The organism is Mesorhizobium sp. CA6 (genome assembly GCF_020165035.1).
In the GTDB taxonomy this organism is placed as follows: Bacteria; Pseudomonadota; Alphaproteobacteria; order Rhizobiales; family Rhizobiaceae; genus Mesorhizobium.
In genome coordinates this window covers 145,973-159,937 of record NZ_JAIUHI010000007.1, presented here as the reverse complement: position 1 = coordinate 159,937, position 13,965 = coordinate 145,973, and the positions used below count along the sequence as shown (strand labels likewise).

General features: G+C 64.4%; 15 protein-coding genes. 5 read left to right on the top strand and 10 right to left on the bottom strand.

The window, feature by feature from the left end; translation table 11 throughout:
- Positions 1 to 25: 25 nt before the first annotated feature.
- A complete protein-coding gene (locus LB526_RS12820) occupies positions 26 to 1,510 on the bottom strand; it encodes a carboxypeptidase M32 (protein WP_224627889.1) in 1,485 nt (494 codons plus the stop codon).
- Positions 1,511 to 1,654: 144 nt separating this feature from the next.
- Between LB526_RS12820 and LB526_RS12815 the strand changes: the two genes are divergently transcribed.
- Positions 1,655 to 2,008, top strand: a complete 354-nt coding sequence (locus LB526_RS12815; RefSeq protein ID WP_224608810.1) for a DUF1304 domain-containing protein — start codon at positions 1,655 to 1,657, stop codon at positions 2,006 to 2,008.
- A gap of 91 nt (positions 2,009 to 2,099) precedes the next feature.
- On the opposite strand, the gene LB526_RS12810 is transcribed toward LB526_RS12815, so the two are convergent.
- The 8 genes from LB526_RS12810 to LB526_RS12775 all read right to left on the bottom strand — a co-directional run bounded on the left by LB526_RS12810 (position 2,100) and on the right by LB526_RS12775 (position 9,193).
- A complete protein-coding gene (locus tag LB526_RS12810) occupies positions 2,100 to 2,528 on the bottom strand; it encodes a hypothetical protein (protein WP_224627888.1) in 429 nt (142 codons plus the stop codon).
- Positions 2,529 to 2,778: 250 nt separating this feature from the next.
- Entirely contained in the window at positions 2,779 to 3,807 is a 1,029-nt protein-coding gene (locus LB526_RS12805) for a peptidoglycan -binding protein (RefSeq protein ID WP_140841706.1), read from the bottom strand.
- A gap of 1 nt (position 3,808) precedes the next feature.
- Positions 3,809 to 4,831 (bottom strand): MotA/TolQ/ExbB proton channel family protein, encoded by a 1,023-nt coding sequence (locus LB526_RS12800; protein ID WP_095767261.1) that lies wholly within the window; start codon positions 4,829 to 4,831, stop codon positions 3,809 to 3,811.
- Positions 4,832 to 4,942: 111 nt separating this feature from the next.
- Positions 4,943 to 5,635 carry a PAQR family membrane homeostasis protein TrhA gene (trhA, locus tag LB526_RS12795; protein WP_224627887.1) on the bottom strand — a complete coding sequence of 231 codons (693 nt, stop codon included), beginning with the start codon at positions 5,633 to 5,635 and terminating at the stop codon, positions 4,943 to 4,945.
- A gap of 209 nt (positions 5,636 to 5,844) precedes the next feature.
- The gene (locus tag LB526_RS12790) at positions 5,845 to 6,645 is read right to left on the bottom strand and encodes an inositol monophosphatase family protein (RefSeq protein WP_224627886.1); all 801 of its coding nucleotides are present in this window, start codon (positions 6,643 to 6,645) and stop codon (positions 5,845 to 5,847) included.
- Between the two features lie 23 nt (positions 6,646 to 6,668).
- Positions 6,669 to 7,235 (bottom strand): elongation factor P, encoded by a 567-nt coding sequence (efp, locus tag LB526_RS12785; protein ID WP_095767538.1) that lies wholly within the window; start codon positions 7,233 to 7,235, stop codon positions 6,669 to 6,671.
- A gap of 130 nt (positions 7,236 to 7,365) precedes the next feature.
- Complete coding sequence (locus LB526_RS12780; protein WP_224627885.1) at positions 7,366 to 8,544, bottom strand: tetratricopeptide repeat protein; 1,179 nt, start codon at positions 8,542 to 8,544, stop codon at positions 7,366 to 7,368.
- 1 nt (position 8,545) lies between these two features.
- The gene (locus LB526_RS12775) at positions 8,546 to 9,193 is read right to left on the bottom strand and encodes a thiamine phosphate synthase (RefSeq protein WP_224627884.1); all 648 of its coding nucleotides are present in this window, start codon (positions 9,191 to 9,193) and stop codon (positions 8,546 to 8,548) included.
- Positions 9,194 to 9,422: 229 nt separating this feature from the next.
- On the opposite strand from LB526_RS12775, the gene LB526_RS12770 reads away from it, so the two are divergent.
- A complete protein-coding gene (locus LB526_RS12770) occupies positions 9,423 to 10,193 on the top strand; it encodes a sulfite exporter TauE/SafE family protein (protein ID WP_224602202.1) in 771 nt (256 codons plus the stop codon).
- A 161-nt stretch (positions 10,194 to 10,354) separates the two neighbouring features.
- Here LB526_RS12770 and LB526_RS12765 read toward each other — a convergent pair whose 3' ends face one another.
- Positions 10,355 to 10,906 carry a DUF2269 family protein gene (locus tag LB526_RS12765; RefSeq protein WP_224627883.1) on the bottom strand — a complete coding sequence of 184 codons (552 nt, stop codon included), beginning with the start codon at positions 10,904 to 10,906 and terminating at the stop codon, positions 10,355 to 10,357.
- A 555-nt stretch (positions 10,907 to 11,461) separates the two neighbouring features.
- On the opposite strand from LB526_RS12765, the gene LB526_RS12760 reads away from it, so the two are divergent.
- The 3 genes from LB526_RS12760 (at position 11,462) to ruvC (ending at position 13,962) form a co-directional block, all read left to right on the top strand.
- The gene (locus LB526_RS12760; protein WP_224627882.1) at positions 11,462 to 11,992 is read left to right on the top strand and encodes a DUF1465 family protein; all 531 of its coding nucleotides are present in this window, start codon (positions 11,462 to 11,464) and stop codon (positions 11,990 to 11,992) included.
- A 291-nt stretch (positions 11,993 to 12,283) separates the two neighbouring features.
- The gene (locus LB526_RS12755) at positions 12,284 to 13,348 is read left to right on the top strand and encodes a glycosyltransferase family 2 protein (protein ID WP_224627881.1); all 1,065 of its coding nucleotides are present in this window, start codon (positions 12,284 to 12,286) and stop codon (positions 13,346 to 13,348) included.
- Between the two features lie 104 nt (positions 13,349 to 13,452).
- Entirely contained in the window at positions 13,453 to 13,962 is a 510-nt protein-coding gene (ruvC, locus tag LB526_RS12750) for a crossover junction endodeoxyribonuclease RuvC (protein ID WP_224608830.1), read from the top strand.
- Positions 13,963 to 13,965 lie beyond the last annotated feature (3 nt).

Genomic DNA, 13,965 nt, shown 5'->3' with positions numbered 1-13,965 from the left:
GCACCCAGCCGGTTTCGACCCGCGGTCAGTTGCCGTAGCGCCTGCTCAAGTGCTCGGTGAAGTAAGCAGCGTTGAGCTTCTCGCCGGTGGCGCGCTCGAGCAGGTCCGGCGTCGACCAGCGCGAGCCCTGCGACCAGATCTTTGCGCGACGCCACTCGTTGATGGCGGTGAAATCGCCCTTGGCGAGATCCTGGTCGGCGGACGGATGCTCCCTTGTCAGAGCCGCCCACTGCTGCGCGGCCATCATGGCGCCCAGCGTGTAAGAGGGGAAATAGCCGAAGGCGGCACCCGGCCAATGCACGTCCTGCATCGGGCCGTCAGCCGGATTATCGATGGTCGAGAGCCCGAGATAATCGCGCATCTTGGCATCCCAGGCCTGGGGCAGATCGGCGACCTCCAGCTGGCCGGACACGAGTTCCTGCTCGAGCTCATAGCGCAGGATGACATGCAGCGGATAGGTGACTTCGTCGGCGTCGACGCGGATCAGGCCGCGCTCGACATGGTGGACATGCGGCAGGATGTCGTCGATCGACCAGGCTTCGCCGAGATGTTTTTCGACCACCGGCAGCGCCCAGCGCCAGAAAGCCGGGTTGCGGCCGATCTGCTTTTCGACAAACAGGCTCTGGCTCTCATGCACGGCCATGCCGCGTGCTTTGCCGAGCGGCCAATGCGACCAGGCTTTCGGCAGGTTCTGCTCGTAAAGGGCGTGGCCGGTCTCGTGCAGCACGCCCATCAGCGCCGACAGGAAGTCGGAGGTCTTGTATCGGGTGGTGATGCGCACATCGGTCGGCACGCCGCCGCAGAAGGGATGATGCGATACCGAGAGCGAGCCGTGGGTCAGGTCGAAGCCGACGGCAGCCATCATGGCAAGGCCGAGCTCGCGCTGGCGCTCGACGGCATAGCTACCGGAGAGCGGCTTCAGCGGGTGCTTCGCCAGCCGGGCATCCTGCACGGCCAGCGCATGCGGCAGGAAGTCGCGCAGGAAGGCCTTCAGCTCCGCAAACACCGGCGTGATGTCGGCGGCGCGGTTGCCGGGATCGTACTGTTCCATCAGCGCGTCATAAGGGGCGAGGCCGAGCGCGTCGGCGCGCAGCGCCGCTTCCTCGCGCACCAAGGTCACGACGCCTTCCAGCGCCGGCAGGAAGCCGGCCCAGTCGTTCTTGGCGCGCAGGTCGCGCCAAAGCTGCTCGGAGCGCATGCGCGCCACCGTCTGGCGCTCGACGAATTCGACCGGCAGACAGGTGAGATTGGTGTATTGGCGGCGCAGTTCCCGCACCGCCGCCTGCTGCTCTTCGCCGAGCGGCTCGGCTTCGGCCGCTGAAATCCAGTCGCCGATCTCGGGCGCGGTGGCCTGGCGGTGCAGCATGCCGGCAAGCGAGGACATCGCCTCGGCGCGCTTCTCGCCGCCGCCGACCGCCATATGCGTTGCTTCGTCGGCGCCGAGGATCGCCAAGGCATGCTCCAGCGCTTCGAGCTTGTGGCCGAGTTGGTCGAGTTTCTGGAATGACATGGCGGGTTCCGGCTGCAAAGGGGCTGGCGCGAAAAGATACCAAGGCGCGAAGCTTGGCAACCCTGGTTGGCGATCCAGGGTCAGCCTATCTTGCGCGGCGGCGTCGACGTGTGGTCAATGCTTGTCCGAAGGGCGGAGGGGACAATGGTCGGCGATATCCTGGTCGGGCTGGTGGCGCTGATCCACTGCTATATCGTCTATCTGGAGATGGTGCTGTGGGATACGCCGCGCGGCCGCAAGGCGTTCAGCCTGACGCCGGAATTCGCCAGCGCCTCGAAGGTGCTTGCCGCCAACCAAGGCCTCTATAACGGCTTTCTCGCCGCGGGCCTGATCTGGGGCCTCTATCTCGGCGCTGGCGGGTTCCAGATCAAGATGTTCTTCCTGCTCTGCGTCGCCATCGCCGGCCTCTACGGCGCCGCGACCGTCAGCCGCAAGATCCTGTTCATCCAGACGGCGCCGGCGGTGCTCGCCATCGTCGCGCTTTGGCTCGGTCTGTAATCGAAGCAGGGCGCGATCGAAAAAGGGCGCCCTCGGGGCCAGGTCCCGCGGGCGCCAGGTCGTCCCTTCCTCTGCGATCGGAGCAAATGCTCTAGCCGTTCGGGTAATTCCCGCCGTCGGAACCGTCGCCCATCATGAAGCTGCTGCCGGTGTCGTTCATCAGTCTCTGGTCGACATTGTCGAGCCTGCGCAGCAGCTCATGGTATTGCGGGGACGGTATCCTGCCGTGATCCGAAGCCGCGACATGTTCCGCGGCCTTGCTGATATGCGCGGCGCGCATATGCAGGTGCTGCGCTTCCGAGGCCGAGATGCTGTTCGCTTCGCGGGCGTCGGTGATGCCCTGGTTCACGCCCTGGATCTGCTCGATCAGGCTCGTCACGCGTGGTCCGGTCATAACGGTCGGATCGGGCGTGTCCAGGGCGCCGCCCCTGTGATGTCCGGCCGCATAGGCGCCGGCGAGCGGAGCCGCGATCAGAACCGCAGCGAGGGTTGCAGTCTTGAGAGATGTTGAAACGCGCATGGCGGCGCATCCTCCTACCAGGAAGAGAGCGGCCGCGCCGCTTCGTCTTCCGACCTTACGGGCCGTCCAGTTCCGTCGCGTCGCGATGCGGGGCATCGCCGGCGGACCCCGGCCCTGCGCGGCAAGTTAGGTGCGTCGATTTGCGATGTGTAATTAAAAAAAGATAATGTTTTCGGCGCTTGTCGCGGCGACTTGGCGCTCTAAGTATTCAGCCGACGAACAACTTCCTGTGACTTGGCGTGATAATATCTCACCGTTCGGTGAGCTTCAGTTCAATGCGGCGGTTCTTGCTGCGCGCCTCGTCGGTGTCGGCGGGATCTAGCGGCTGGAACTCGCCGAAGCCGGCGGCCACCAGCCGGTTGGCCGGTACGCCGTTCTCGATCAGGAACTTCACCACCGAGGTGGCGCGGGCGGTCGACAATTCCCAATTGTCGCGATAACGACCGGTGCCGGACAGCGGCTTGTTGTCGGTATGGCCGTCGACGCGCAGCACCCAGCTGATCTCGGGCGGGATTTCCTTCTGCAATTCGATGATGGCGTCGGCGAGCTTCTTCATCTCGACCTTGCCGGCGTCGTTGATCACGTCGGAGCCGGTCGGGAACAGCACCTCCGACTGGAAGACGAAGCGGTCGCCGACGATACGAATGTTCTCGCGGTCGGCGAGGATCTCGCGCAGCCGGCCGAAGAAGTCGGAACGGTAGCGGTTGAGCTCCTGCACGCGCTGCGCCAGCGCGACGTTCAGGCGGCGGCCGAGATCGGCGATCTTGGTGTTGGAGTCGCGGTCGCGCTGCTCGGAGACGTTGAGCGCGTCTTCCAGCGCGCCGATCTGCTTGCGCAGCGCCGCGATCTGCTGGTTGAGGATCTCGACCTGGCTCAACGCCTGCTGGCTGATCTGGCGCTGGTTGCTGAGCTCGCCCGAAAGCTGGTCCGCTCGTTTGTTGGCCGCGTCGCCGGCGCCGGCGCCCTGCGCCAGCAGTTGTTCGAGGCGGCTTTTTTCGGCTTGCGCCGCCGACAGCGACGCCTGCAGGTTGGCGAGCGAATCCTCCTTGTCCTGGCTGTTCGTGCGTTCCAGGGCGAGCAGCTGGGTCAGCTCGTTGATCTGCGAGTTGAGGCGGTTCAGCACCGCGTCCTTGCCGGAGATCTCGCGGCTGAGCAGGAACTGCGCCAGCACGAAGACGGTAAGCAGGAACATGATCGCCAGCAGCAGCGTCGACAAAGCGTCGACAAAGCCCGGCCAATAGTCGATGCGGCGGTCGGCGCGCCGTCTTGCCAGCGCCACGTCAGTGGACCCCTTGCTTCTTCAGCGCGTCGGCGATCTTTTCCAGCGTGTTGCGCATGGCCTTCTGCTCGTCGGACTGGGCTTCGACCCAGTCGCGCATGATCTGCTGCTCGGAGCGCATGTTCTTCACCAGCCCCGAGATGCCGTCGGCAAGATTGGCCATGGCGGTGGCGACGCGCGGATTGGAGCCGCCGCCATTCTCCTGCAGGCTGCGCAGCCGCTCCGACAAGAGCCGGATGTCCTCGGAGGATTCGGCTGCTTTCGACGTCTCGGACACAACAATGTCCGACGACAGATCGGTGACCGAGGACAGCCAGTTCTCAAGCTCGGTGTAGAAGCGGGTCTGGGCGCGGCCGGCCTGCAGGTCGAGGAAGCCGAGCACCAGCGAGCCGGAAAGGCCGAACAGCGAGGACGAGAACGCGGTGCCCATGCCGGCGAGCGGCGCCGACAGGCCTTGCTTGAGCGCGTCGAGCACGGCGGCAGCATCGCCGGTGCCCGGGTCCAGCGCCTCGATCGTCTCGCGGATCGAGGCGATGGTGTTGAGCAGGCCCCAGAAGGTGCCGAGCAGGCCGAGGAACACAAGCAGGCCGACCAGATAGCGCGAGGTGTCGCGGCTCTCGTCGAGGCGGGTGGCGATGGAATCCAGCATCGTGCGCATCGACGAGGTCGAAAACGCGATCGTCGACGAGCGGCCGATCATCGCCTTCATCGGCGCCAAAAGCACCGGCTCGGTGGTTTCGGAGCCGGCGCGGAAGGAATTGACCCAGCGCACCTCGCGGAACAGTCGCCCGACCTGGGCGAAGGCAAGCAGGATGCCGACCGCCAGCACGCCGACGATCAATCCGTTGAGCCCCGGATTGCTGGAGAAGGCGGTCGAGATCTGGCGGGTGAGGATGGCGGCGATGAAAGCGACGATGATCAGGAAGATCACCATGGTGAGCAGGAAGACCTGCGGGCTCGACAGCTTGTGCGGATCGTAGACCAGGACGTCCGATCGCCTGCCGAAGGATCTGAGAAAAGCCATCCGTGCCCCGTTTCCGATGCCACCGCCGCAGAATTGCCGCGACTCTAAACGGAATTGTGACCAAATTGAATGGTGCTTGGCAATATGGCCCGATAGGCCCGGGCCACAGGCCTAGAACCGGTTGACGACCAGGCAGTCTACCATGGCGGCCAGATGGAGGCCGGCGCCGGTGACGACGAAGCCGTGCCAGACGGCATTGTGAAAGCGCAGGCCCTTCCAGGCGAAGAAGACGACGCCGCAGGAATAGACGATGCCGCCGGCGACAAGCAGCGCGACCGAGGTCGTCGGCAGCGTCTCGACCAGCGGTCCGGCCAGCACGACGCCGCTCCAGCCGATGGCGAGATAGAAGACGATCGCCAGCCGGTCGTAGCGGCCGGGCAGGAACATCTTGATGGCGATGCCGGCCGCTGCGGCGCTCCACACGATGACGATCATGGGTAGCGCCAACGGCGAGTTGTCGAGCTGGGCGAGGAAGGGCGTGTAGGTCGCGGCGATCAGCAGATAGATCGCGGCATGGTCGAAGCGGCGCAGGATCCATTTCGCCGGCCACGAAACCGGCCACAGATTATAGGCCAGCGAAACCGAGAGCACGGTGAGCAGCGACACCACGTAGAACACCGCGGCGACATATTCGCCGGGGCCGGAGTGAAAGGCGGCCAGGGCCAGGAGAGTCGAGCCGGCGGCGATCGCCAGCACGATGCCCACCGCGTGAACGATGCCGTCGGCGATCATTTCGGCGCGCGAATAGTGCCAGCGCCCGACAAAGGGGATCTCAAGCTTTGTATCTGGATGCGCGTCGTTCATGAATGATCCTGCAACGCCTAATCTGGGCAGTCGCGGACCAGTATTTCAAGCTTCGGTTGCGGTTTTGCGACCAAAGCCGCGCGTCGTTTCGACGCAAAGAACGCCTTAAAGCGCGTCGCGCTGGACCGGATTCAGGCGACGCGCTTTAAGTCTTCGTTTTGATGTCGTTGTCCCAGAACCGCTGCACAGTTCTGGGCGACATGCATTAGTCAGCGAGCAGCCAATGGCTTCTTCACGGTTTTCAGCAACGCGCGCTGGATGAGCTCGTTGCCGGCGACGACCTCGCCGCTGTCCAGCATGTCCAGTCCGCCATCCATGTCGGAGACGAAGCCGCCGGCTTCGCGCACCAGAAGGATGCCTGCGGCGATGTCCCAGGACGACAGGCCGGTCTCCCAGAAACCATCCATGCGTCCGGCCGCAACATAGGCAAGGTCGAGCGCCGCCGAGCCCAGGCGGCGGACGCCGGAGACTTCGGCCATGACGTTGCGCAGCTCGATCAGGAAATTGCCGTGCTGGCCGCGGCCGAGATGCGGCACGCCGCAGCCAATCACCGCGTCGGTCAGCTTGGAGCGGCCAGCAACACGCAACCGCCGGTCGTTCATGAAGGCGCCGCCGCCGCGCTCGGCCGTGTAGAGCTCGTCCATCGCCGGATTGTAGACGACACCGGCGACGATCTGGCCCTGGCGCTCGAGCGCGATCGACACCGAGAAGAGCGGAATGCCGTGCAGGAAGTTGGTGGTGCCGTCGAGCGGATCGACGAGCCAGCGGTGCTGAGCGTCCTCGCCTTCGACGGCGCCGCGCTCCTCCATCAGGAAGGCATAGCCCGGCCGCGCCTTGGAAAGCTCGGCGAAGACGATCTCTTCGGCCTTGCGGTCGGCCTGGCTGACATAGTCGCCCGGTCCCTTCATCGAGACCTGCAGGTTCTGCACCTCGCCGAAGTCGCGCGACAACGAGCGGCCGGCCTTCATCGCAGCCTGGACCATGACGTTGAGGAGAGCGGAACGCGCCATTTTTTCTTCCTGCTTTCTTGCCGTTAATCCGCGCGGCGCACGTAGGTGATTTCGTTGGTGTCGACGATGATGCGCTCGCCGGCCGAGATGAAGGGCGGCACGAGCACGCGGATGCCGTTCTCCAGCACCGCCGGCTTGTAGGAGGAGGCGGCCGTCTGGCCCCGCACCACCGGGTCGGCCTCCGTGATGGCCAGCGTCACCTGGTCGGGCAGCGAAATGCCGATCGGGCGCTCCTCGTAAAGCTGCACCGTCACCATCATGCCGTCCTGCAGGAAGGCGGCGCGCTCGCCGACGAAGTCTTTCGCCAGCTCAAGCTGCTCGTAGCTTTCGGTATCCATGAAGACCAGCGCGTCGCCCTGCTCGTAGAGGAACGAAAAATCCTTCAGGTCGAGCCGGATCTGCTCGACGGTCTCGGCCGAGCGGAAGCGCTCGTTGAGCTTGGTGCCGTTGATCAGGTTCTTCAGCTCGACCTGATTGTAGGCGCCGCCTTTGCCCGGCTTGACGGTGTTGGTCTTGACCGCCACCCAAAGCCCGCCATCGTGCTCGATGACATAGCCGGGACGGATTTCGTTGCCACTGATCTTGGCCATGATGAACTGATCCGGAATGAGATTTTTCTGGCGCGGGTCGCGATTTGGCGCCTCCAAGACCACAAATTGCCCGGGGAGGCAAGGGAGGGAGCCCAAGGCGGCCCGGACATGCTGTCCGTGACGCCATGCGTCAAGGCAGGCGATTTGCCTTCTGCAGCGCCTGCTTGGTCTGATCGTCGTCGAGGCCCTGCAGGAAATCGTCCATCTGCGGATCGATCAGCCCGGCGCGGCGGGCGACGATGTACCAGGCGCCGGCAAGGATCAGGTCCGGATCGGTGCCGATGCCGCCCATATAGAGCTTGGCGAGACGGTTCTGGGCGGCGACGTTGCCGCCTTCCGCCGCCTGTTTCATCCAGGCAAAGCCCGATTTCAAGTCGCGCCCGCCGCCGCGCCCCTCGATCATCCAGGCGGCGAGGTCGATCTGCGCGGTGTCGTAGTTCTGTCTTGCGGCCTGTGCCAGGAGAAGACGCGCCTGGGCGTCGTCATGCGGCTTGCCACCGACGCCATTGGCGTAGAGCTGCGCCAGCGCATATTGCGCATCGGCAAGTCCGGTGGCGGCGGCGCGTTCGTAATAGGCGGCGGCCTTCACAAGGCCGTCGTCGCCGGGATCCTGCTGGACGAGCAACTGGGCGAAGTTGAACTGGGCAAGCCGGTTGCCGGCCTCGGCCGCGGCCTGCATCAGCGCGAAAGCGGCCTTTTCGTCCTTCTTCACGTAACGGCCGTCCAGCAGCGCCAGCGCGTATTGGAACTGGGCCTCCGGCACGCCCTGTTCGGCGGCCAGCGCATACCATTTCGCGGCCTCGGCCGGATTGAGCGGCACACCCAGCCCACGCGACAGGATTTCGGCCACGAGCGTCTCAGCCGCCGGATCGCCGTTTTTGGCGCGCTCCATGGCGAGGTTGTAGGCGGTCTTGTAAAGCCCGCGCTGGAAGGCGCCGTAGGCGGCGTCCGGCTGCTTGGCGCCGAAGCGGTCGGGATTGATGGCGTCGGCCGACGGCGGCGTCATGGTCGCCGGTTGCGGCAAGGTGTTTTGGATCGGCTTGTTGATATGCGCGCCGGTGCCGAACCTGCTCGGATCCGGCGCGCCGGCGTCCGGCGCGGCTGTGTCCGGTTTGCCCTTATCCGGCGTGCCCTTATCCGGCGTGCCAGTATCGGGCGTGCTTGCATCCGGCTTGGTTGCGTCGGATGCGCTCTTGTCCGATGCGCTCGTCTCCGGCCGCGGCTGCGGCAGCGGGACGGTCTCAGCCCCCATCGCGGCCTGCGCAAACAAGCCGGCCAGAACCGTCAGGCAAAGGCCACGCAGGCGCATGTCAGTCCTCGAAACGCGGCGCGGTTTCATCGAGCAACGCGTTGGCGGCGGCGATCGCGGCGCGCGGGTCGCGTCCGTCGGCAAAGACGGCGCTGGACAGCGCCACGAACTCGGCGCCGGTCGCGGCCACCGTCTCGACAGAGGCAAGCTCGGAGCCGGCCATGACGATGCAGGGGATCGAAATCATCTCCGCCCACCATTCGCCCAGCGCGAGGTTGCGGTGGTGCGGCTCCGGCTTGTTGTCATAGCCGAAACGGCCGAAGAATATATAGTCGGGCCGCTCCTCGCCGAGCCCCAGCGCCTCGTCGCGCGTCTTGGCGCCGCCGGCGCCGACCATCATCTTGCCGGCCACGCGCTCGATCGTCTCGGCGAGTTCCGCGGGCTTCACTTCGACATGGATGCCGTCGGCCTGGACACGCCCGGCGATGCGGCTGTCGCCGGCGATGATGACGGCGACGCCGGCGCTTTGAGCGATCGGCACGATCCTTTCGGCGAAGGCCTGGAAGGAGGCATCGTCCATGCCATTGTCGGGCAGGATCAACGAGGCGACGTCGCCACCGTCGAACGCCGCGCAGATTTGCTCCGCCGGCACGAGCGGCGGCGCGATCAGCACGATGCGGCAGCGGTTGGGAGGAGTTGCTTCGTTCATTGGCCTTCGATCCCGGTTTCGCCTATGCCGGGCGAAGATGGTTGCATTGCGGCATAGAGCAAAGGGAGCGGCTTGAACAGTCGGCTATGCGGCGGATGAGGTCCGGTCGAGCATCGTCGCGCACGTCGATATCGGGCCGGCAATAGCGGCGCCGGCATTAAATGACTATCCCGGCGGCGCCGTTCTGCGCTATGGCTGAATTCCCGCCCTCTCCAACCTTCCTTTGCCGATGTCAGGCCTGCTCAGCGACCCGTGGTTCTATGCTGCCGCCATTCCGGCGGTAATCCTTGTCGGCCTATCGAAAGGCGGCTTCGGCGGCGCCGTCGGTTTCGTCGGCGTGCCGTTGATGGCTCTGACCATCCCGCCGGTTCAGGCGGCCGCCATCCTGCTGCCGATCCTGTGCCTGATGGACGTGGTTTCAGTGTGGGCCTGGTGGGGCATCCACGACCGCAGGATGCTGGTCGACATGATGCCCGGCGCCGTCATCGGCATCGCGCTCGGCTGGCTGACCGCGGCTTTGGTCACTGAGGAGATGGTGCGGCTGATCGTCGGGGCCGTCGCGCTGGTGTTCGTGCTGCGCTGGATCTACCTGCAGTTCCGTCACGGCGCCGACCATGTGGCGGAACCGAACCGCATTGCCGCCGCCTTCTGGGGCACTGTCGCAGGCTTCACCAGCTTCGTCGCCCATGTCGGCGGCCCGCCCTTCCAGGTCTATGCGCTGCCGATTCGGCTCGATCCGAAAGTGCTGTCGGGCACCGCGGCAATCTTCTTTGCCGCCACCAATGCGCTGAAGCTCATCCCCTATTTCGCGCTCGGCCAGTTCGACACCACCAATCTCACCGCTTCGGCGGTGCTGATGCCGCTGGCGCCGCTGTCGACCATCGCCGGCGCGTGGCTGGTGCGGCGCATGCGGCCGGAGATCTTCTATCCGTTCACCTACGCCACCGTCGCGGTGGTCGCCGTCAAGCTGCTATGGGATGGCATTATCGGCCTGATGTGAGGCGCGTCGATATTCAGGTGAGGCCGGCCTGCAAATGGGAGATTTCCTGCGCTTCCGGTGCTCACGTACTTTAAGTACGCTCCGCTCCGGTTCTCGGAAATCACCATTTTCGACTCGGTCTGACCTGAATCTCAACGCGCCTTCGGGCGAGCGCCTTAATGTCACGCGGCGCTCGGCACCATCTGGCGGCTGCCGCCGAAGGCGAGCGCGGCGCCCAGCGCGACCACCATCGCCATGCCGGCAAGAATGCCGACGTCGTGCAAAGTGGGCTTCAGCACCATGTCGGCGATGATCACCAGCATCACCGCATAATCGAGGCGCGCCCAGTTCATCATGCGCTGGCCGATGGAGAGGGCGGCCGGCGTCACGCCCTGCTCGGCGATCATGGCGCCCATGCGCTCGCCGGTCGGCTTGAAGATCAGCATGCCGATCGAGAAGGTCGTGGCATAGCCGACGAGGCCGATGACGATCCACAGGTCGGCAAAGCCGACCCAGAAGCCGCACATGATGAGGCCAAAGACCAGCGTCAGCATCGACGTCGGCGCGAAGAACCGGCCGCCGAGCTGTCCGCTGGCGCGTATAGCCAACAGCTTGTCCTCGATGTTGCCGGCGCGCTCGGCCAGTACGCCGAGCAGGAACAGCACGAAGCCGCCGCCGACCCACAATATAGCCGAGACGACGTGAAGGAATTTGACGATCGAATACCAATCCATGGTTTGCTCCGGATATCCTGCCTGATTTCAAGCGGCGCGGATTTGCGCGCCGCCTTTGTGGAGCGGCCTTTTGCGTGGCGCGTGTTTCGGAACGATGCCGCGGCAGCAGCAAACATGTTACGGCCGCCACGATCGGCGCCCGAAATCCGGTGCTCGGACGATCCCGGGCGGCGAATCCGCTGTCCTGTTCCGGCACAGGACAGCGCGTTCGCTTAAAAAATCGGCGCCGCGTTAAGGGTTCATTAAGCTTTACAGGCGTTTACTACACCCATCCAGTTTTGCTGGATTCTTACCGAGTGGTTGGAGCCACTTTGTTTGACGCCTCCCTGTTAAACTCCTGAGAGCCGCCTTATCCGCGGCTCTTTTTTTATCCGCTGCCGGCTGGCTGATGTCATCCGCTTGCGGATGGCTGGAACCGGCGCGGCGTTAACCGTTTGTTAAACATGCGCTTGCCTTCATTTGCATCGAAGCGCATTTTCAAGCCTCAGTCATTTAGGGTGCGGGCCGCGTCGGCAAGGATGCCGAATCGGCTTGCGGCAGTGCAGGGGCGTATCGATGAACGAGCCTTCGAAGGGCAGCGCGAAAACCATCAAATTGGCGGAGCGCCGGGTTTTCTCCCAATCCTTCAAGCCGCTTTACCAGGAAGGCATGGGGCTGGTCGAACAGGCCGCCGAATATCTCGATGGCAAGGGCAGGCTCGAAGCCAAGAAATTGTCGCGCACGGCGGCGACGCTCTATGCGGCCGAATCGATGCGGCTGACCACAAGGCTTATGCAGGTCGCCTCCTGGCTGCTTTTGCAGCGGGCGGCGAATTCCGGCGAGATGACGCGTGACCAGGTGGCTTCGGAGAAATCCAAGGTGCGTCTCGACACCGCGTCCGCGCATGACGAGGCGCTTGGCTGGAACGAGCTCCCCAAGGATTTTCTGGATCTCGTGGGGCGCTCGCTGCGCCTGCAGTCGCTGGTGCGGCGCATGGACGAGGAAATCTATGGCGGCGTCATCAGCGAGACGCACGCGCCCAGCCGGCGGGCCAACCCGGTGTCCGACCAGATCAGCCTTTTGAATACCGCGTTCGCGCGCGGCTGAAACCGCGTTTGCAAAAAACGATAGCGGTAGCGGCATATCCTTGATCGGGCCGTGGTTTGGCGAGTCGTGGCTTTGGCTGCAAGTTCAACGCTTGCGACTCCGGCCGCTCGTCGAAACTGCGGCAGCCATCGCCGTATTGGAGGCTGTGCCGGCCTTCCCGACAAAGATCACACTTGCCTTGAAGCGATAGGCCCCTAGTTGGAGCCGTTCGCCGCAGCCGGGTCGACCCGAGCCGGTTCTGCAAGAAAACCACCGTCACTGTGACCAAAGCAGATTGCGAGGCTTGATCCCGTGCATTCGCCATTGGACCGCATCCCGGTATCGATCATTATCCCCAACTACAATTACGAACAGTTTCTAGGACGCGCCATCGACAGCGCGTTGGAGCAGGACCACCGAAATGTCGAGGTCGTGGTCGTCGACGACGCATCGACGGATGCATCGGTGGCCGTGATCGAATCCTACGGCGACAAAATACGTCCGTGCCTCAGGCGCAGGAATGGCGGACATGCGGCTGCGTTCAATACCGGGTTCGAGGCGAGCACCGGGCAGATCGTCCTTTTCCTCGACGCCGACGACTATCTCTATCCGAACGCCGTCTCCGAGGTTCTGGACGAGTGGGATGCGGATGTCGCCCAAGCGCAATTCAGATTGCATCTCGTTGATGAGGACCAGCATATCAAGGATGTCTTTCCACCGCCGGAACAGCCGTTCGATTCAGGCGACGTCGTGCCGGAATTGCTGCGCAAGGGGCGGTACAGGACGACGGTGACAAGCGGGCTGGCGTTCGACCGCGAGGCGCTGGAAACGATAATGCCGATGCCTGAAAGCGATTTCCGGCAAGGCGCCGACGGCTATCTCGCGACGCTGGCGCCGCTGCACGGAGAGGTGAAATCCATCGATACCTGCCTTGGCGCCTACCGCATCCACGGCGCCAATCATTCGATCTTTGCCGAAAAGCTTGCCGAGCGGGCGCGTTGGCGCGTGCAGCATGATTTCCGGCGCCTCGAAGCCTTGTCCGGCCGGGCGGCCGAGATCGGCTTGACCGTGCCGCCCGATGCCGGCCTTCGCGATCCGGTGCATCTGGAAGAACGGCTGGCTTCGCTCTGCGTCGACGAGCCCCAGCATCCGGTCGCCACCGACTCCCGGCTGGGACTGGCAAAAGCGGGCGCCGCCGCCAGCCTGGAAATGGATGCATCCTGGCGGCGGCGGGCAGCTCTGGCGGCCTGGTTCCTTTGCATCGGAATCCTGCCGCGGCGCATGGGCAATGCAGTCCTGGCGTGGAAGCTGGTCGCATCGTCCAGGCCGGCATTTCTCACGCGACTGTCGAAAACCATCCGCCGCGTGACGAATTAGGGATCTCGCTGTTTTACGGAAACGGCGCATAGCCGAGATTGCAATTGTTTCCGGTTTGTTCACATTTTGCTGACATCGCTTGCCGCCACGGCTAGACTTGGCGCATGGGGGAAGCGATTCGCATCATCGGCATCGATCCGGGCCTGAGGCGCACCGGTTGGGGTATTATCGACAGCGTGGGCAATTCGCTGCGCTTCATCGCATCCGGCACGGTGCGGTCCGACGAGAAGGAGTCGCTGGCGACAAGACTCTGCCAGCTGCATGACGGCTTGGCCGAGGTGCTGCACCAGGCCATGCCGCACGAGGCTGCGGTCGAGCAGACTTTCGTCAACAAGGATGCCACGGCGACGCTGAAGCTCGGCCAGGCGCGCGGCATCGCCATGCTGGTGCCGGCGCGCGCCGGGCTGGTGGTGGCCGAATATGCCCCCAATGCGGTCAAGAAGGCGGTTATTGGCGTCGGTCACGGCGAGAAGAAGCAGATCCACATGATGGTGAAGGTGCTGATGCCGAAGGCTGTCTTCGACACCGACGACGCCGCCGACGCTCTGGCCATCGCCATCTGCCATGCGCATCACCGCCCGAGCACAGCCTACCGCATGGCCGCGCTGGCGTGAGGG